This is a genomic window from Pseudomonas sp. GD03858, from assembly GCF_029840925.1.
Taxonomy (GTDB): domain Bacteria; phylum Pseudomonadota; class Gammaproteobacteria; order Pseudomonadales; family Pseudomonadaceae; genus Aquipseudomonas.
The window spans coordinates 35,806-54,613 of record NZ_JAOCDM010000003.1; the positions used below are offsets into that span (position 1 = coordinate 35,806).

Here is an 18,808-nt window from a genome sequence, read left to right on the forward strand (position 1 = left end):
CATCGCGGGGCAAGCCCGCTCCCACAAGTCTGTGTGGGAGCGGGCTTGCCCCGCGATGGGGCCGGTTCAGGCGGTCAAAATTCCACAACCTTGTCTATCCTCTACCTTTCACCGGCGGCTCCTCGCTCGGCGGGTCGCCCACGGTCGGTGGCACGGTCGGCTTGACCGGCAGCTCGTCCGGATCCTGCTCGGGCACCGGCGGCGGCAAGGTCGGGTCGTCGATGTTCGGGTCGGGTGTCTCCGGTGGAATGGGAATGTTCATGGGCCTGGCCTCGGGGGATGAATGAAGCGGTGTCGCAGGCTTTGACCCAGGCCTGCGCCCGACGCTCATTTTTTTTGAACCCACGTGCGCCAACACGGCTCTGAACCCTTACCGCCACCAGCCCAGGGGAGCAGGTCGATGTCTGGTAAAGAGCCGTTCGAAAGCGTGCCCATGGCCAACGATCACCCGGACCAGGCCATCAGCCTGTCCCAGGCGCTGCTGGCGCCGCGCATCGTGATCGAGGACGCAAGCCCGGTGCTCGACGGCGGCAGCTTCGCCAGCAAGGCGGTGCGCGGCCACCAGGTCGAGGTGAGCGCCAAGGTCTACAGCGATGGCCACGATCGCCTGGCGGTGAGCCTGTACTGGCGCCAGGCCTACAGTCGGCGCTGGCACTGCGTGGCCATGCATTCGCTCGGCAACGACCTGTGGCTGGCGGCGTTCACCCCGACCGATCTGGGCTTGCACCTGTTCAGCATCGAAGCCTGGGTCGACCCTTTCGCCACTTACTGTCATGACCTGGAGAAGAAGTACGCCGCCGGTGTGGACGTGAAGCTCGAACTGGAAGAGGGCCGGTTGCTGCTGGGCCAGGGCATCGAACGCAGCGACGGGTTGCTGCGCGAGCAGCTTGAAACCTTGCAACAGCGCCTGCCGGATTTGCCGGTGGATGACCAGGTGGCGTTGCTGCTGCACCCCGACGCGGCGCAACTGATGGCCGAGGCCGAGCACCGCAGCTACCTCACCCGCAGCCGCGAGTTTCCCGTGGATGTCGACCGCGAGGCGGCGCTGTTCGCCAGCTGGTACGAACTGTTTCCGCGCTCGGTCACCGACGACGCGCAGCGCCACGGCACGTTTGACGATGTGCACCAGCGCCTGCCGATGATCCGCGACATGGGTTTCGACGTGCTGTACTTCCCGCCGATCCACCCCATCGGCATGAAGCACCGCAAGGGCCGCAACAATGCCTTGCAGGCCGAGCCCGGCGATCCCGGCAGCCCCTACGCCATCGGCAGTCCCGAGGGCGGACACGACGCCATCCATCCGCAGTTGGGCAGCCGCGAGGACTTCCGCCGCCTGGTCGCCGCCGCCGCCGAGCATGGGCTGGAGATCGCCCTGGATTTCGCCATCCAGTGCTCCCAGGACCACCCCTGGCTCACGGAGCACCCTGGCTGGTTCAGCTGGCGCCCCGACGGCAGCATCCGTTACGCCGAGAACCCGCCGAAGAAGTACCAGGACATCGTCAATGTCGATTTCTACGCCCCCGAATCGGTGCCGAGCTTGTGGCTGGCCTTGCGCGACGTGGTGGTCGGCTGGGTGGAGGAGGGCGTGAAGACCTTCCGCGTCGACAACCCGCACACCAAGCCGCTGCCGTTCTGGCAGTGGCTGATCGCCAATGTGCGCAGCCAGCACCCCGAGGTGATCTTCCTCGCCGAGGCCTTCACCCGCCCGGCGATGATGGCGCGCCTGGGCAAGGTCGGTTATGCCCAGAGCTACACCTACTTCACCTGGCGTAACAGCAAGCAGGAGCTGCGCGAGTACTTCGAGCAGCTCAACCAGCCGCCCTGGAGCGAGTGCTACCGGCCCAACTTCTTCGTCAATACACCGGACATCAACCCGTTCTTCCTGCAGACGTCAGGCCGTGCCGGCTTTCTCATCCGCGCCGCGTTGGCGACCATGGGCTCGGGCTTGTGGGGCATGTATTCGGGCTTCGAGCTGTGCGAAGGCACGCCGCTGCCAGGCAAGGAGGAGTACCTGGACTCGGAGAAGTACGAGATCCGCCCGCGCGATTTCACCCAACCCGGCAACATTGTCGCCGAGATCGCCCAGCTCAATCGCATCCGCCGGCACAACCGCGCCCTGCAGACTCACCTGGGGGTGGTGTTCCTCAACTGCTGGAACGATCAGATCCTGTATTTCGCCAAGCGCACGCCCGAGCGTGACAACGTCATCCTGGTGGCCATCAGCCTCGACCCGTACAACGCCCAGGAGGCCAGTTTCGAGCTGCCGCTGTGGGAGTTGGGGCTGGACGATAGCGCCGACACCCAGGGCGAGGACCTGATGAATGGCCACCGCTGGACCTGGCATGGCAAGACCCAGTGGATGCGCATCGAGCCGTGGCACCAGCCGTTTGGTATCTGGCGCATCGAGAAGCTGCGCTAATCCCCTGTAGGAGCGGCCTTGCCGAGACGTCGGACCGGTCGGAAAGGGCTGCAAAGCAGCCCCGGCAATATCTGCAGCGTCGCTGAAATCCTGGGGCCGCTTCGCGCCCCTTTCGCGACACAAGGCCGCTCCTACAGGGTGCGTGCCGAACCGGAAAATGAAAGGAGTCCCCAATGGCCAAGCGTTCCCGCCCGGCAGCCTTCATCGACGATCCGCTGTGGTACAAGGACGCGGTGATCTACCAGTTGCACGTGAAATCGTTCTTCGATTCGAACAACGATGGCATCGGCGATTTCGCAGGGCTGATCGGCAAGCTCGACTACATCGCCGAACTGGGCGTCAACACCCTCTGGCTGCTGCCGTTCTACCCCTCGCCCCGACGCGACGACGGCTACGACATCGCCGAGTACAAGGCCGTGCACCCGGACTACGGCAGCATGGCCGACGCCAAGCGTTTCATCGCCGAGGCGCACAAGCGCGGCCTGCGGGTGATCACGGAGCTGGTCATCAACCACACCTCCGACCAGCACCCCTGGTTCCAGCGCGCCCGCCACGCCAGGCGCGGCAGCAAGGCCCGGGATTTCTATGTATGGTCCGACGATGACCAGAAATACGACGGCACGCGGATCATCTTCCTCGACACCGAGAAGTCCAACTGGACCTGGGACCCGGTCGCCGGCCAGTACTTCTGGCACCGCTTCTACTCGCACCAGCCGGACCTGAACTTCGACAACCCGCAGGTGCTCAAGGCCGTGATCGGGGTGATGCGCTACTGGCTCGACATCGGCGTCGACGGCCTGCGCCTGGACGCCATCCCGTACCTGATCGAGCGTGACGGCACCAACAACGAGAACCTTCCCGAAACCCATACCGTGCTCAAGGCGATCCGCGCCGAGATCGACGCCAACTACCCTGACCGCATGCTGCTGGCCGAGGCCAACCAGTGGCCGGAAGACACCCGCCCGTACTTCGGCGAGGGCGATGGCGACGAGTGCCACATGGCCTTCCACTTCCCGCTGATGCCGCGCATGTACATGGCCCTGGCCATGGAGGACCGCTTCCCGATCACCGATATCCTGCGCCAGACCCCGGAGATCCCGGCCAACTGCCAATGGGCGATCTTCCTGCGCAACCACGATGAGCTGACCCTGGAGATGGTCACCGACCGCGAGCGCGACTACCTGTGGAACTACTACGCCGAGGACCGCCGCGCGCGCATCAACCTTGGCATTCGCCGACGCCTGGCGCCGCTGCTGCAGCGTGACCGGCGGCGTATCGAGCTGCTGACCAGCCTGCTGCTGTCGATGCCCGGTACTCCGACCCTGTACTACGGTGACGAACTGGGCATGGGCGACAACATCTACCTGGGCGACCGCGACGGTGTGCGCACCCCCATGCAATGGTCGCCGGACCGCAACGGCGGCTTTTCCCGGGCCGACCCACAGCGCCTGGTGCTGCCGCCGATCATGGACCCGCTGTACGGCTACCAGACCATCAACGTCGAGGCCCAGGCCCACGACCCGCACTCATTGCTCAACTGGAATCGCCGTCTGCTGGCGGTGCGCAAGCAGCAGAAGGCCTTTGGCCGTGGCAGCCTGAAGATGCTCACGCCGAGCAATCGCCGGGTGCTGGCGTATATCCGTGAATACACCGATGCCGACGGCAATGGCGAAATCGTGCTGTGCGTGGCCAACGTCTCACGGGCGGCCCAGGCAGCGGAGCTGGAGCTGTCGCAGTACGCCGACCGGGTGCCGGTAGAAATGCTCGGTGGCAGCGCGTTCCCGCCCATCGGCCAATTGCCGTTCCTGCTGACTCTGCCACCTTATGGCTTCTACTGGTTCTTGCTGGCCTCCCACGATCGTATGCCCAGTTGGCATGTCCAGCCTGCCGAGGGGCTGCCCGAGCTGACCACCCTGGTGCTGCGCAAGCGCATGGAGGAGCTGCTCGAGTCGCCATCGCGCGAGACCTTGCAGGGGTCGATCCTGCCGCAATACCTGCCCAAGCGCCGCTGGTTCGCCGGCAAGGAAGGGCCGATCGACCAGGTGCGGCTGCGCTATGGCGTGCGCTTCGCCACCACGGCGCTGCCGGTGCTGCTCGCCGAGCTGGAAGTGCACAGCGAGGGCGTCGTCACTCACTACCAGCTGCCCTTCGGCCTGCTGCCCGAAGAGCAGATCAACACCGCTTTGCCCCAGCAGCTGGCGTTGTCACGGGTGCGCCGTGGCCGCCAGGTGGGGCTGATCACCGATGCCTTCGTGCTCGAACCGTTCGTTCGCGCCGTGCTCAAGGGCTGCCAGGAGGGCCTGCGCCTGTCCTGTGGCGACGGGCTGGGCGAGCTGCATTTCCATCGCACCGAGGCATTGGCCGCGCTGCAGCTCGATGAGCAGAGCGAGGTGCGCTACCTGGGCGCCGAGCAGTCCAACAGCTCGGTGGTGGTCGGTGGCAGCCTGGTGCTCAAGTTGATTCGCCGGGTCAATCCGGGCGTGCATCCTGAGCTGGAGATGAGCGCTTACCTCAGCGCTGCGGGCTTTGCCAATATCTCGCCCTTGCTGGCTTGGGTCAGCCGTGTCGATGACAGCGGGCAGCCCCACCTGCTGATGATCGCCCAGGGCTACCTGAGCAACCAGGGCGATGCCTGGGAATGGACGCAGAACACCCTGGAGCGGGCGATCCGCGATCAGATGGAACCCGGCGATGTCGAACAGGAGGCGCATACCGATGCCCTGGCCGAGCTGACCGGTTTCGCCGCCTTGTTCGGCCAGCGCCTGGGCGAGATGCACCTGCTGTTGGCCGCGCCGAGCGACGACGCGGCGTTCCAGTCTCGCCCGAGCGATGCCCGGGACAGCGAGCGCTGGAGCCGGCAGATCAGCACTGAGCTGACCCGTGCCCTCGACCTGCTGGCCCAGCACCGCGACACGCTGGACCGCGACAGCCAGGCCCTGGTCGACGACTTGCAGCAACAGCGTGAAGGCCTGCAGCAGCATGTCGACAACCTTGCCCGGCAGGCCCGGGGTGGCTTGCTGATGCGCGTGCACGGCGACCTGCACCTGGGCCAGGTACTGGTGGTGCAGGGCGATGCCTACCTGATCGATTTCGAGGGCGAGCCGGCGCGCCCGCTGGACGAGCGCCGGGCGAAACACAGCCCGTACAAGGATGTCAGCGGCGTGCTGCGCTCCTTCGACTATGCTGCTGCGATGATCCTGCGCAGCGCCTCGGCGGTCGACCTGTCCGACGCGGCGCGCCAGGCCCGGCAGCGGGTCGCCCGGCAGTACCTGCACCAGTCGCGTCACGCCTTCGTCGAAGCCTACGGGCTGGCCACCGCCGCCATGCCTCACGCCTGGCAGCAGGCCGAGGGCGAGCGCGCGGCGCTGGAGCTGTTCTGCCTGGAGAAGGCCGCCTACGAAATCACCTATGAAGCCGAAAACCGGCCAAGCTGGCTGGCCGTGCCTTTGCATGGCCTGCATGGACTGATCAGTACCTGGGGAGAGTCATAAATGAACGCAACCACGCGTGACAACGGCGGCCTTCGGCAACGGGACCTCGACGCCCTGGCCCGCGCCGAGCACGCCGATCCATTTGCCGTGCTCGGCCCCCATGGCGACGGCGCGGGCGGCCTGTTCGTCCGCGCCTTCCTGCCCAATGCCCTGAACGCACGACTGCTGGCGCGCGACGATGGGCAGGTGCTAGCCGAAATGGTGCAGGGCAGCGTGCCGGGGCTGTTCACCGCGCACCTCGATGAGGCACGGGCTTACCTGCTGCAGATCGGCTGGGCCGGCGGCGAGCAGGTCACCGAGGACCCTTACAGCTTCGGCCCGCAACTGGGCGACATGGACCTCTACCTGTTCGCCGAGGGCAACCACCGCGACCTGTCCGGGCGTTTCGGTGCCCAGCCGACCGTTGCCGACGGCGTCGCGGGCGTGTGCTTCTCGGTGTGGGCGCCCAACGCCCGGCGGGTCTCGGTGGTCGGCGATTTCAACAACTGGGACGGTCGCCGCCACCCCATGCGCCTGCGCCACAGCGCCGGGGTTTGGGAGCTGTTCGTGCCCAGGCTCGGCGTGGGCGAGGCCTACAAGTTCGAAGTGCTGGGCGCGGACGGCGTGCTGCCGCTCAAGGCCGACCCCCTGGCGCGTGCCACCGAGCTGCCGCCGAGCACCGCCTCGATGGTGGCCGGCGCGCTGGCCCATGACTGGCGCGATCACGACTGGATGGCCGAGCGCGCCCAACGGCATGCCTATAGCGCGCCGCTGTCGATCTACGAGCTGCATGCCGGCTCCTGGCGCTGCGAGCAGGACGATGCCGGTGAAGTCGCGCGCTTCTACAACTGGCACGAGCTGGCCGAGCGCCTGGTGCCCTACGTGCAGGAACTGGGCTTCACCCACATCGAGCTGTTGCCGATCATGGAGCACCCGTTCGGCGGCTCCTGGGGCTACCAGCCGCTGTCGCTGTTCGCGCCGACCTCGCGCTATGGCAGCGCCGAGGACTTCGCCTTCTTCGTCGATGCCTGCCACCAGGGCGGCATCGGCGTGATCCTCGATTGGGTGCCGGCGCATTTCCCCACCGACGAGCATGGCCTGGCGCGGTTCGATGGCACCGCCCTGTACGAGTACGACAACCCGCTCGAAGGCTTCCACCAGGACTGGAACACGCTGATCTACAACCTCGGCCGCAACGAGGTGCGCGGCTTCATGCTGGCCTCGGCGCTGTACTGGCTCAAGCACTTCCACATCGACGGCCTGCGCGTGGACGCGGTGGCCTCGATGCTCTACCGCGACTATTCGCGCAAGGCCGGCGAATGGGTGCCCAACCGCCATGGCGGACGCGAGAACCTCGAGGCCATCGACTTCATCCGCCACCTCAATGGCGTTGCCGCCCATGAAGCGCCGGGCGCGCTGATCATCGCCGAAGAGTCCACCGCCTGGCCCGGGGTCAGCCAGCCGGCGCAGCAGGGCGGCCTGGGCTTTGCCTACAAGTGGAACATGGGCTGGATGCACGACACCTTGCATTACATCCAGAACGACCCGATCCACCGCACCTATCATCACAACGAGATGAGTTTCGGGCTGATCTACGCGTACTCCGAGCACTTCATCCTGCCCATCTCCCACGACGAGGTGGTGCACGGCAAGCATTCGCTGATCGACAAGATGCCGGGCGACCGCTGGCAGAAGTTCGCCAACCTGCGGGCGTACCTGGCGTTCATGTGGACCCACCCCGGCAAGAAGTTGCTGTTCATGGGCTGCGAGTTCGGCCAGTGGCGCGAGTGGAACCACGACCAGCAGCTGGACTGGTACCTGCTGCAGTACCCCGAGCACCAGGGCGTGCAGAAACTGGTGGCCGACCTCAACCGGCTGTACCGCGAGCTGCCCGCGCTGCACGAGCAGGACTGCCAGGCCCAGGGCTTCCAGTGGCTGATCGGCGATGACGCGCACAACAGCGTGTATGCCTGGCTGCGTTGGAGCAGCCAGGGCGAGCCGTTGCTGGTGGTGGCCAACTTCACCCCGGTGCCGCGCGAGGGCTATCGGATCGGCGTGCCGTTCGGCGAACAGTGGGTGGAGCTGCTCAACAGCGATGCCGGGCTGTATGCCGGGTCGAACGTGGGCAATCTCGGCGCGCTGGCCAGCGACGAGATCGCCAGCCATGGTCAGCCGCTGTCGCTGGCGCTGAACCTGCCGCCGTTGGGGGTGCTGGTGATGAAGCCGGCGTGACTGGCTTTTCTCTCGCCTGTAGGAGCGGCCTTGCGGCCCTTTCGCGACACAAGGCCGCTCCTACAGAGGACGGTGGTTGCTGATGATCTACCAACGCATCCTGACCCCCAAACTGCCGATCAGCCCGTTGAGATCATTGTCATCCACGTCGGTGCTGTAGTCGGCGCTGACGAACAGCGCGACATTCGGCGTGACCCGTGCCACCAGCCCCAAGCCCAGGTCCACTGAAGTGGAGCTGCGCGAGCTGGAGATCTTGTCCACCTGGTCGAGCTTGACCACGTCGCCATCGCTGAAGTCGTACCACACGTTGGTGCGCACGTAGGGTTCGATCGGCATGCCTTTCACTTCATAGCGCGCCGACAGTTTCGCACCGACCCGACCGCTCCAGCTCGGCTGGCTGTCGAACGCCTGCAGGGTTTCCTCCTGCACCTGGCTGCCGGGGAAGAACTGCTGGTTGATCAACTGCGCCTGGGGCTCGATCACCCAGCCGCCGCCCAGGCCGATGGGGTAGCCACCCTCCACCGAGAAGGTCATCGCATGGCCGCTGTCGTCCACCCGCTGTCCGGCCTGGGAGCGGCCGTTGACGTCGATGCGCGTGCCCATGGCCACGGCGTCCACGTGCCAGCCCTGTTCGTGGGTCATGCTCCAGTACACGCCCAGGCTCTCGCCGCTGAGGTTGACCGCGTTACGCTGCTTGTCACCGAGCAGCGGGCGCATGCCGTTGAAGCTGCTCTGCAGGTTGTTGTGACCGACGAAGATCCCGGCGCGGTGTACATTGCCAGCGGCGGTTTCCCGCACGAACAAGTCGGGGCCGATCATCAATTGCTGGCTGGGGGCCTCGAGCTGGGCGGGTGGCAAGGCTCCCGAGCGTGGGGCGCCGGGGAAGAACTGTGACCACTGGCTGGCGATCAGGTCCGGGGCGAGCGGGCCGTGGCGCTCGCCCATGCGTTCGGAAAAGGCGCTGAGCATGCCTTGGTTCAAGCCGCTGACACTCAGCGGCTCGAGCGATAGTCGCTGCACCTCGGGCTGTTCCATGAAGCGGGCGAAGGGCTCGCTTTGCTCTAGTTCGAACGCGAAAGTTTCCACCGGGGTTGCCAGGAGCAGCGACGTGGAAACCGCGCAAAAAAAAGCATCGAAGCGCGAGGGATTCGAGGGGCTTTTCATGGCGGATCTCCTGTTGTTGTGAGTTGAACAGCCGAGGACCTGGCCTGGTGTCACGAGCTGTACGACGCAAACAGGGGGCGACCCAAACCAGCGCGCCAGCCTCGTCGGGCGCGCACGAAGGCGCGAGCTAGAGGGCCCGGCACGAATTTTTACTGTGTTGGTTCTGTTCAGCTAAGGAGACGCCGGCGCTTGCGTCAAGAAAGCGTGAAGAAGTCGATAATGGCTTGTTGAGTTAATCAACTTGTTGAATTTGATTGGTTTTGTTCTTTGCATATCAAGAACGGTGCTTTGCCGCTTCGCGGCTATGCCGAATCGTTGCTACAGGTGCCTGCAAACCCGTCATCTTCACGGCTGAACCCGCGCCCGGAGGCGCGGGGAGACGGGTTCTGGATCATTCTTCCTCGCGCTGCAACACCAGCAACAGCAGCGACCGGCCCTTGACCTCGAAGACCGTTTCGAATGCCAGGTGCTGCGGCTTGCGCAGCTCCGGCCGGTCGGTATCCACCAGGCAACTCCAGTAGTCGCCCTCCGGCACCGCCGGCAGGGTGAACGGCACCACATCGTGATAGGCGTTGACGATCAGCAGCAGGGTCGCCTCGGCACCGGGCCGGGCGATGCCGCTGACCTGGGCGCGGCCATCCATCAGCATGCCCAGGCAGCGTCCGTGGGGGTCTTCCCATTGCTCGACGGTCATTTCGCTGCCATCCGGTGCCAGCCAGGTGACGTCCTTGACCCCGATCGCTTCGTTGTAGTCGCCGACCAGGAAGCGTGAGCGACGCAGGATCGGGTAGGCCAGGCGCAGGCGGGTCAGGCGCTTGACGAAGGCCAGCAGATCCTTGCCGTCCTGGTCCAGGTCCCAGTTCACCCAGCCGATCTCGCTGTCCTGGCAGTAGGCGTTGTTGTTGCCGTGCTGGGTGCGGCTGAACTCGTCGCCGGCGACGATCATCGGCGTGCCCTGGGCCAGCAGCAGGGTGGCGAAGTAGTTGCGCATCTGGCGCATGCGCAGGGCGTTGATCTCGGGATCGTCGGTGGGGCCTTCGACGCCGCAGTTCCACGACAGGTTGTTGTTGGTGCCGTCCTGGTTGTTCTCGTCGTTGTCCTCGTTGTGCTTGTCGTTGTACGACACCAGGTCGCGCAGGGTGAAGCCGTCATGGGCAGTGACGAAATTGACCGAGGCGTAGGGCCGCCGCCCCCGGTTGTTGAACAGGTCGCCCGAGGCGGTGATGCGCGAGGCGAAGTCGGCGAGCATGCCTTCGTCGCCTTTCCAGAAACTGCGCACGGTGTCGCGAAAGCGATCGTTCCACTCCGCCCAGCCGGGGGCGAAGTTGCCCACCTGGTAGCCGCCGGGGCCGCAGTCCCAGGGTTCGGCGATCAGCTTGACCTGGCTGAGCATCGGGTCCTGGCGGCAGGCGACGAGGAAGCCGTGGCGCTCGCTGTAACCGTCGTGATAGCGCCCGAGGATGGTCGCCAGGTCGAAGCGAAAGCCATCCACGTGCATCTCGCCGGCCCAGTAGCGCAGCGAGTCGGTGACCAGTTGCAGCACCCGTGGATGGCTCAGGTCGAGGGTGTTGCCCGTGCCGGAATCGTTGATGTAGAAGCGCTTGTCGTCGGGCATCAGGCGGTAGTAGGAGGCATTGTCGATTCCGCGCATCGACAGCGTCGGGCCGCGCTCGTTGCCCTCGGCGGTGTGGTTGTAGACCACGTCGAGGATCACCTCGAGCCCGGCGTCGTGCAGGTGCGCGACCATCTCCTTGAATTCGGCGATCTTGCCGCTGGCCAGGTAGCGCGGGTGCGGGGCGAAGAAGGCGATGCTGTTGTAGCCCCAGTAGTTGTTCAGGCCCTTGTCCAGCAGGTGCTGGTCGTTGACGAAGGCGTGGATCGGCAACAGCTCGAGGCTCGACACGCCGAGTGCCTTGATATGGGCCAGCAATTCGTCGTTGGCCAGCCCCGCGAAGGTGCCGCGCAGGTGCTCGGGCACTGCCGGGTGGCGCATGCTGATGCCACGGGTGTGGGCTTCGTAGATGATCGTGCGTTCCCAGGGGATCAGCACGCGCTGGTCGCGGCCCCAGGTGAACGCCGGGTCGATGACCTTGCACTTGGGCACGAACGGCGCGCTGTCGCGTTCGTCGAACGACAGATCGCCATCGGGGTGGCCGATGGTGTAGCCGAACAGCGCCTCGGACCATTGCAGCGTGCCGACCAGTTGCTTGGCGTAGGGGTCGATCAGCAGCTTGTTGGGGTTGAAGCGGTGGCCGTTCTCGGGTTCGTAGGGACCGTGCACACGGTAGCCGTAGACCAGGCCCGGATGGGCGTCGGGCAGGTAGCCGTGGTAGATCTCGTCGGTGTATTCGGGCAGTTCGATACGCTCGATCTCCTGCTCGCCGCTGGCGTCGAACAGGCACAGCTCGACCTTGCTGGCGTTGGCCGAGAACAGGGCGAAGTTGACCCCCAGGCCGTCCCAGGTGGCGCCGAGCGGGAAGGGCAGGCCCTCGCGGATGCGCGACGGGGCGACGGAGCGGGTCTTCTTCGGGGTGCGCGGGCTCATGGCGGTCCTCGTGGTCCGGTGAGTTGCTTGGGTGATAATGCGCGCCTCTTCGCGGGTAAACCCGCTCCCACAGGGGAGTTGCATGCACTTGTGGGAGCGGGTTTACCCGCGAAGAGGCCGGTGCGGCAATCAGCCGGCAGCGGGCTTCTTCACCGCCCGCGGTTTCTTGGCTGCCACCGGTTTCTCCGCCGGCGCCGCTACCTTCGGCTTGGCCGCCGCCTTCTTGCGCGGCGCGGCCTTGGGCGCCAGTGCCTCGGCCTCGGCCAGCTTGCGCGCCATTTCCCAATGACGGTCCTCCTGGCCCGCCGGCTTACCCTCCGACTCCCAGATCTGATAGGCGAACTCGCGAATACGCTTTTCTTCGACACTCATCTCGACGCTCCTGAATGCAGTTAGGCATGTTCAATCAACACATTGACCGGAAACTCCATCAGCACGGTGCTCAACATCAGCTCCCTTGAAGGGGTGACAGCACCGCCGCCGAAAAGTCCCGAGCAGTTGGCAGGCGACAAGGCAAACGGCAGGACAAGCCGGGTATCGTCCCAGTTCTGTGCCGGGATCAACGGGGTGGCGGCCGGGCCCAGCAGGGCGCTGGCCAGCCGCGGTACGACGATGATGGCGCGGGTGTCCTCGCCCAGGCGGGCGAAGGCCAGCACCTTGTCGGCATGGCGCCCGCGCACGGTGAGTGGCAGGTAGGCGCCACGCTGGAACAGTTCGGGGTGGGCCTGGCGGGCGTCCAGCACCCGGGCCACCAGGGCTTGCTTGAGGCGGCCGTCGCGCCAGTGGGCGAGCAGCTCGGCCAGGGGCGTGGCGTCGTCCAGGCTGGCCCGTCTGGCAGGGTAGTCCACCGGGCGGCGGTTGTCCGGGTCGACCAGGGACAAGTCCCAGTACTCGTTGCCCTGGTACAGGTCCGGCACGCCGGGCGTGGTCATGCGCAACAGGCACTGCACCAGGCCGTTCAAGGCGCCGGGGCAGGCCAGGCGGCGCGCCGCCTCGTGCAGGGACTGGCGCAGCTGCTGGTTCTCGTCGTCCAGCAGCAAGCCGTCGACATAGGCCGCGCAGGCCTGCTCGTAGCGTTCGTTCGGCGCGGCCCAGCTGCTGCGCAGCTTGGCTTCGCGCAGCGCCTTGCGCTGCCATTGGCGGATGCGCTCGGCATAGACGCGCAGGGCCGCAGGGTCATGCGGGTCGAGGGTCAGCGGCCAGCTGCCGAGCAGGGTCTGCAACAGCAGCAGTTCGTCGGCGGGGCTGGGGGCGTCGCCATCGTCGAGTGTTTCGCGCAGCGGCGCGGCCAGTTCACGCCAATGCTCGACACGGCTGGCCAGCCAAGGGCCATGCTCGCTGAGCACCGCCAGCCGCGCCCGGCAGTCCTCGCCGCGCTTGTGGTCGTGGGTGGCGGTGGCCAGCAGGTTGTCGGGGAAGTCGCGCAGGCGGCGCTGGGCTTCGTTGTGGAACCAGGAGGCATCGGCACTGAAGCGCTCAGCGTCGAAGCCCACATCGTTGCGCGACAGCAGACGGGCCGAACGATAGAACGCGGTGTCCTCGACGGCCTTGGCGGCACTGGGCGCGGTCAGTTGCTGGAAACGCACACAGGCATGGCGCAGGTGCTTGCGTGGCCGGCCTGGTGGCAGCTGGCGCCACGGCTGGCCACCGAGCCAGCGTTCGAGCTGATCGATCAGGGGCCGGTCGGCTTCCCCCAGTGACTGCCGCGCACCGGCCAGCGCCTGCTGGAAGAACGCTTCGTCCTCGGCGGGGCGACCGCAGGCATTGATGTAGGTGCGGTACACCGGATAGTGCTCGACCAACGCCTGCAACGCCCGGCGAATGGCACCGAGGGTGAGATCGCGGCTCATCAGGTCGTCGCGGGCTACCTGCAGCAGGGCCTGGGCCACGGATTCGCAGTCGCCGGCCAGGCTGGCGTTGAGCACCAGGTGGCGGGCCAGGCGCACCTCCTCGGGGAACGCGGGGCGTTCGCTGACGTCACTCCACAGTTCGCCCAGCGATATTTCGCCGGCGGGGTTGTGCTGCAGCAGCGACACCTGATTCATGAACTCGTAGCCGGTGGTGCCGTCGGTAAGCCAGTCGCGATGCAGGTGTTCGTCGGTGCCGAGGATTTTCTCCACGTAGATCGGGAAGTGTGCCAGCGCCCCGGCCAGTGGCCGGCGCGCCAGCAACGAGTCGACCCGCCGACGCAGGTTGCGGCAATAGCGGCGCGGGTCGGCCAGGCCGTCGATATGGTCGATGCGCAGGCCGTCGACCAGGCCGCGCTCGATCAGCTCGAACAGCTTGGCGTGGGTGGCCTCGAACACCACCGCGCGCTCCACGCGCAGGCCGCCGAGTTCGTTGATGTCGAAGAAGCGCCGCCAGTTGATGTCGTCGGCGGCGGTGCGCCAGCTCGCCAGGCGATAGGTCTGCCGCTCCAGCAGCAGGTGCAGGCGCTTGAAGCCGTCATCAATGCGGCTGTCGAAGGCGGCGAGGGCGCCTTGCAGGTCTGCGCCGCTGGCGGCCAGGCGCGCCAGCTCACGGTGCAGTGGTTGGGCCTCGGTCAGAGGGTCGCTGGCCTCGCCGAGGGCGCTGAAGCGCGCGGCCAATGCCAGCAGGCGCGGATCCTCGGCCTGGTCGAGGATGCGCCCGTAGTCCAGCGGGCAGATCGGGAAGCGGTGATCGTGGTGGGCTACCTCGAAACGCCCCTGTTGCGCGTCGAACGTCAGTGGAATCTCGCCGTTCTGCAAGGCCAGGCCATAGTCGCTGCCGAGGAACGGCAACAGCAGCTGGCCGGCCAGCAACGGGTCGCTGGAGTGCCACTGGATATCGAAGAATTCCGCATAGGGGCTGCGCCGGCCCCAGGCCAGCAGGCTCTGCCACCAGGGATTGTCGGCGCCGCCCACGGCCATGTGGTTGGACACGGTGTCGAGGATCAGCCCCATGCCATGTTGGCGCAGGGCGGCCACCAGGCGTTCGAGCGCCGCCTCGCCGCCAAGCTCGGGGTTGACCCGGGTCGGGTCGACCACGTCGTAGCCATGCCGGGAGCCTGCGCGGGCGGCGAGGATCGGCGAGGCGTAGAGGTGGCTGATGCCCAGGCGAGCGAAGTAGGGCACCAGCGGCACCGCGTCATCGAGGGTGAAGTCGCTGTGCAGTTGCAGGCGCAGGGTGGCGGTCAACGGTTTCATCGATCGCGCTCCCAGGCCTGTTCGCGGGCCTGGGCCAGCAGCTCCAGGCGGCGGGCGGCGTCCTCGTCGTCGAGCAGGTCGGCGACCTGCGCCTTGAAGCGCCGGCGCCAGTTGGGATGGCCTGCGGTGGTGCCGGGCAGGTTGGCCTGCTCGTCGCTGCCCAGCAGGTCTTCCAGTGGCACCAGCACCAGGGGCGCGCGGGTATGGCCGACGTAGCGGATCGCCGCGTCGATCAGCGCCGCGTCGTCGCCCAGCGGCCCATAGTTCTGTTCCAGGGTGCGGCGCAGGCCGTCGCGCTCCAGCGCCCGGGTGTGGCGCCAGCGCAACTCGGCGGCGGCGTCGAGCAGTCGCAGGCGATGGCTCCAGTCGATGTCGCGGCTCACCAGCCAGCCGGCCAGGGGGGCGAGGTCGTGGGTGCCGGTGGTGGCCAAGGCGTTGTCCGGCCAGTCGAGGATCGGTTTGAACTGCCCGGGCGAGGTCTGCTCGAACGGCAGCACGCGCATGCCCAGCACCGCCTTGTCGGCCAGGCGCTCGCGCAAGCCTTCGGGCACGGTGCCCAGGTCTTCGCCGAGGATGATCGCCTGGTGCCGCGTGGACTCCAGTGCCAGCAGGCGCAGCAGGTCGTCCAGCGGATAGTCCAGGTAGGCGCCCTCGCTGGGTTTGGCGCCACGGGGGATCAGCCACAGGCGGCGCAGGCCCATCACATGGTCGATGCGCAGGCCGCCGGCATGGGCCAGGTTGGCCCGCAGCATCTCGATGAAGGCGCGGTAGCCGTTGCGCCGCAGGCCCTCGGGGGAGAAGGCGCAGATCCCCCAGTCCTGGCCGGACTGATTGAGGATATCGGGCGGGGCGCCGACCTGGAGGTCGGCCAGCAGCTCGTCCTGGCGGCTCCAGGCCTGGCTGCCGGCGCCGTCGGCCCCCACCGCCAGGTCGGCGATCAGGCCCACCGCCATGCCATTGCCGCGCGCCGCGTCCTGGGCCCGTTGCAGGCTGCGCTCGGTCAGCCACTGGCAGAAGGCGTGAAACTCGACCCGCGCCGGGTAGGCGTTGGCGAAGGCCTCGACTTCGGGGTGGTAGGGGTCGTGCCAGGCCTTGGGCCAGCGGCGCCAGTCGGCGCCCAGGCCGGTACTGACCGCTTCGGCTTGCAGCACTTCGAAGCGGCAATGGTGCTCCAGCTGCTCGCCGGCGCTGGCGCGGAAGCTGTCGAAGTCCTGGCGCAATGGATGCTCGCCCTGGCTGAATTGCCGATAGAGCGCCTCGAGCAGGCGCAGGCGGGCAGCCGCGGCCCGGGGCCAATCCACCAGCGCCTGCTGTTCCAGCGTGTCGAGAGTCGTCTGCAGGTCGCAGGTCTCGATGGCCATGCGCACCTCGCGTTCGCCAAAGACGACACCGGGGCTGGCGTAGAGCACGTTGCGCAGCAGCCGGCTGGATGGCGAGTAGGGGCTGAAGTGGTGCTGGTCGAACGCCGACAGGGTATGGATCGGGCTGATCGCCAGGGCATCGGCGCCGCGCTCGGCGGCGTTGCGCGCCAGTTGCTCCAGGGCCAGGCAGTCGCCGTAGCCGCCATCGCCGGGGCGACGCAGGCTGTACAGCTGCGCCGCGATGCCCCAGCAGCGCGGCGGTTGTTGTTCGACGCAGTCCTCCAGGGCATGGCAGCGCGGCGGTGCCACGGCCACGTTGAAGGTGCGGCCATCGATGTCCAGGCGGTGGTAGCCCACCGGCAGCTCGCCCGGCAGGCGCGCCTGGGCGTCCAGGGCCAGGCTGCGCCGGCTGCCGTCCTCCAGCGTGCAGTGCGCCTGGCGGTCGGCGCTGAAATAGCGTTGCAGGTCCAGCGGCTGGCCGACATCGACGGTCAGCAGCGGCGGCAGGTGTTCGCTGTCCTCGGCCTGTTCGACGGCGCGCAGGCTGGCAGCGATGGCGGCTGCGTCGCCGGCCGGGTGGCCGAGGCCTTCGAGCACCCGGCGCAGCACGTCGTCGCTGACCTGCTGCGGGCGATTGTTGGCGTCGATCCAGTCACGGGCCAGGCCCACTCGGGCGGCCAGGCGGTGAAGGGGCTGTTCGCTCATGGCGTCTCCTGGTCGCGGGGCAGCAGGCTGACCACACAGCTGTGCGCCGCGAGAGTCGAGTCGGGGTGGGCGTTGTCGCTGCTGTCGTACAGACGCCGTTCCAGGGGCGGCAGCGCGACCGGCTGGGGCAGGGCGGCGAGGTTGAGGTCGATACGCAGCTCGTCGCCATTGCCCAGGCGCCAGCGGGCGGTCAGCGCCTTGTCGCCGAGTACCTCGCTGCCCAGGGCGCGGGTGCCGGGCAGGTGCGCGATGACATGGCGTCGACGCAGGTCGAGCAATTGCTGGTACAGGCCGTGCCAGCCGGCCAGCACATTCTGTTGCCGGGGCTTGGATGAGGCGAAGGTCGCCTCGGCATTGGGGTCGGGTATGCGCGCGCGCTTTTGCGGGTCGGCGAAGGCATCGAAGTGGGCGAACTCGCCGCGTCGCCCCTCACGCACCGCATCGGCCAGTTCATCGTGAAAGTCGGTGAAGAACAGGAACGGCTCGCGGCTGCCGTCATCGTCGCCCATGAACAGCAACGGGATCATCGGCGCCAGCAGCAACAGCGCGGTGGCGGCGCGCAGGGCCTGCGGCGGGCAGAGGCGGGTGAGGCGTTCGCCCAGGGCGCGGTTGCCGACCTGGTCGTGGTTCTGCAGGAACAGCACGAAGGCGCTGGGTGGCAAGTGACCGCTGGGCTCGCCCCGAGGCGTGCCGTGGCGGTCGGGCTGGCCCTGGAACACGAAGCCTTCGGCCAGGCAGCGGGCCAGCTGGTCGATCGGCCGGTCCTTGTAGTCGGCGTAGTAGCCTTCGGTCTCGCCGGTCAGCAGCACATGCAGGGCATTGTGGCCGTCGTCGTTCCATTGCGCGTCGAAGCCCTGGTGCAGCAGCGCGGCCTGGTTGTGCTCGTTTTCCAGCACCAGCCACACCTGCCGCCCGGGCTCGACGGCGGCGCGTACCCGCTGTGCCAGTTCGACGAGAAAATCCGGCTGGTCGATGGCGTGCACCGCGTCCAGGCGCAGGCCGTCGCAGCGGTAGTCGCACAGCCACATCAGCGCGTTCTGGATGAAATACTCGCGCACCTCGGCGCGACGGAAGTCGATGGCCGCGCCCCAGGGCGTCTGCCGGTCGTCGCGGAAAAACGGGCTGGCGTAGCGGTGCAGGTAATTGCCGTCGGGGCCGAAGTGGTTGTAGACCACGTCCACCAGCACCATCAGGCCGTGGCCGTGAGCCTGGTCGACCAGGCCGCACAGCGCCTGCGGCGTGCCGTAGCTGTGCTGCGGGGCGAATGGCAGCACGCCGTCATAGCCCCAGTTGCGCTCACCGGGGAACTGTCCCAGGGGCATCAGCTCGATGGCGCTGATGCCTAGTTCGGTCAGCCGTGGCAGGACCTTCGTCACGCCGTCATAGCCATCGAGCAGGCCCACGTGCAGCTCCTGGATCACCGCCTCGTGCCAGGGGCGGCCTTGCCACGGGTGCTGCCATCGATAGCTGCCGACATCCACCAGTTCGCTGGGGCCATGCACGCCCTCGGGCTGATAGCGTGACGCCGGGTCGGCCACCTGCAGTTCATCGTCGATGCGATAGTGATAGCGGTCGCCCGCCCGGCAGGGGGCGACGCCGGTGTACCAGCCACGCTCGTCGGGCAGCAGCGCCACCGGCGGCTGCCGCTCGATTTCCACGCTCACGCTACGCGCATCCGGCGCCCAGAGGGCGAAGCGCGCCGACGTGGCGTCCAGCAACTGTGCGCCATGTATGTGCATCGCCGG

Annotated in this window: 10 protein-coding genes; 3 read left to right on the forward strand and 7 right to left on the reverse strand. The window is 67.2% G+C overall.

The features are described 5' to 3' along the window. Positions 1-94: 94 nt before the first annotated feature. Positions 95-262 (reverse strand): hypothetical protein, encoded by a 168-nt coding sequence (locus N5D48_RS01730; protein WP_279880433.1) that lies wholly within the window; start codon positions 260-262, stop codon positions 95-97. Positions 263-400: 138 nt separating this feature from the next. On the opposite strand from N5D48_RS01730, the gene N5D48_RS01735 reads away from it, so the two are divergent. The 3 genes from N5D48_RS01735 to glgB all read left to right on the forward strand — a co-directional run bounded on the left by N5D48_RS01735 (position 401) and on the right by glgB (position 8,121). Then, the gene (locus N5D48_RS01735; protein WP_279880435.1) at positions 401-2,419 is read left to right on the forward strand and encodes an alpha-1,4-glucan--maltose-1-phosphate maltosyltransferase; all 2,019 of its coding nucleotides are present in this window, start codon (positions 401-403) and stop codon (positions 2,417-2,419) included. Between the two features lie 173 nt (positions 2,420-2,592). Then, positions 2,593-5,910 carry a maltose alpha-D-glucosyltransferase gene (treS, locus tag N5D48_RS01740; RefSeq protein WP_279880437.1) on the forward strand — a complete coding sequence of 1,106 codons (3,318 nt, stop codon included), beginning with the start codon at positions 2,593-2,595 and terminating at the stop codon, positions 5,908-5,910. After that, on the forward strand, positions 5,911-8,121 hold the full coding sequence (gene glgB / locus N5D48_RS01745; RefSeq protein WP_279880439.1) for a 1,4-alpha-glucan branching protein GlgB: 2,211 nt from the start codon (positions 5,911-5,913) through the stop codon (positions 8,119-8,121). Positions 8,122-8,208: 87 nt separating this feature from the next. Here glgB and N5D48_RS01750 read toward each other — a convergent pair whose 3' ends face one another. From N5D48_RS01750 to treZ, 6 genes are all read right to left on the reverse strand, one after another. Further along, positions 8,209-9,285 carry an autotransporter outer membrane beta-barrel domain-containing protein gene (locus N5D48_RS01750; protein ID WP_279880441.1) on the reverse strand — a complete coding sequence of 359 codons (1,077 nt, stop codon included), beginning with the start codon at positions 9,283-9,285 and terminating at the stop codon, positions 8,209-8,211. Between the two features lie 391 nt (positions 9,286-9,676). Beyond that, on the reverse strand, positions 9,677-11,830 hold the full coding sequence (glgX, locus tag N5D48_RS01755; RefSeq protein ID WP_279880443.1) for a glycogen debranching protein GlgX: 2,154 nt from the start codon (positions 11,828-11,830) through the stop codon (positions 9,677-9,679). A 129-nt stretch (positions 11,831-11,959) separates the two neighbouring features. Then, positions 11,960-12,202, reverse strand: coding sequence for a DUF2934 domain-containing protein (locus N5D48_RS01760; RefSeq protein ID WP_279880445.1), 243 nt, complete (start codon positions 12,200-12,202; stop codon positions 11,960-11,962). A 20-nt stretch (positions 12,203-12,222) separates the two neighbouring features. Then, on the reverse strand, positions 12,223-14,997 hold the full coding sequence (locus tag N5D48_RS01765) for a malto-oligosyltrehalose synthase (protein WP_279880447.1): 2,775 nt from the start codon (positions 14,995-14,997) through the stop codon (positions 12,223-12,225). Next, entirely contained in the window at positions 14,994-17,063 is a 2,070-nt protein-coding gene (gene malQ, locus N5D48_RS01770; protein ID WP_279880449.1) for a 4-alpha-glucanotransferase, read from the reverse strand. Before malQ ends, N5D48_RS01765 begins: the two co-directional genes overlap by 4 nt. Continuing rightward, on the reverse strand, positions 17,060-18,802 hold the full coding sequence (gene treZ / locus N5D48_RS01775) for a malto-oligosyltrehalose trehalohydrolase (RefSeq protein ID WP_279880452.1): 1,743 nt from the start codon (positions 18,800-18,802) through the stop codon (positions 17,060-17,062). Before treZ ends, malQ begins: the two co-directional genes overlap by 4 nt. Between the last annotated feature and the right edge of the window lie 6 nt (positions 18,803-18,808).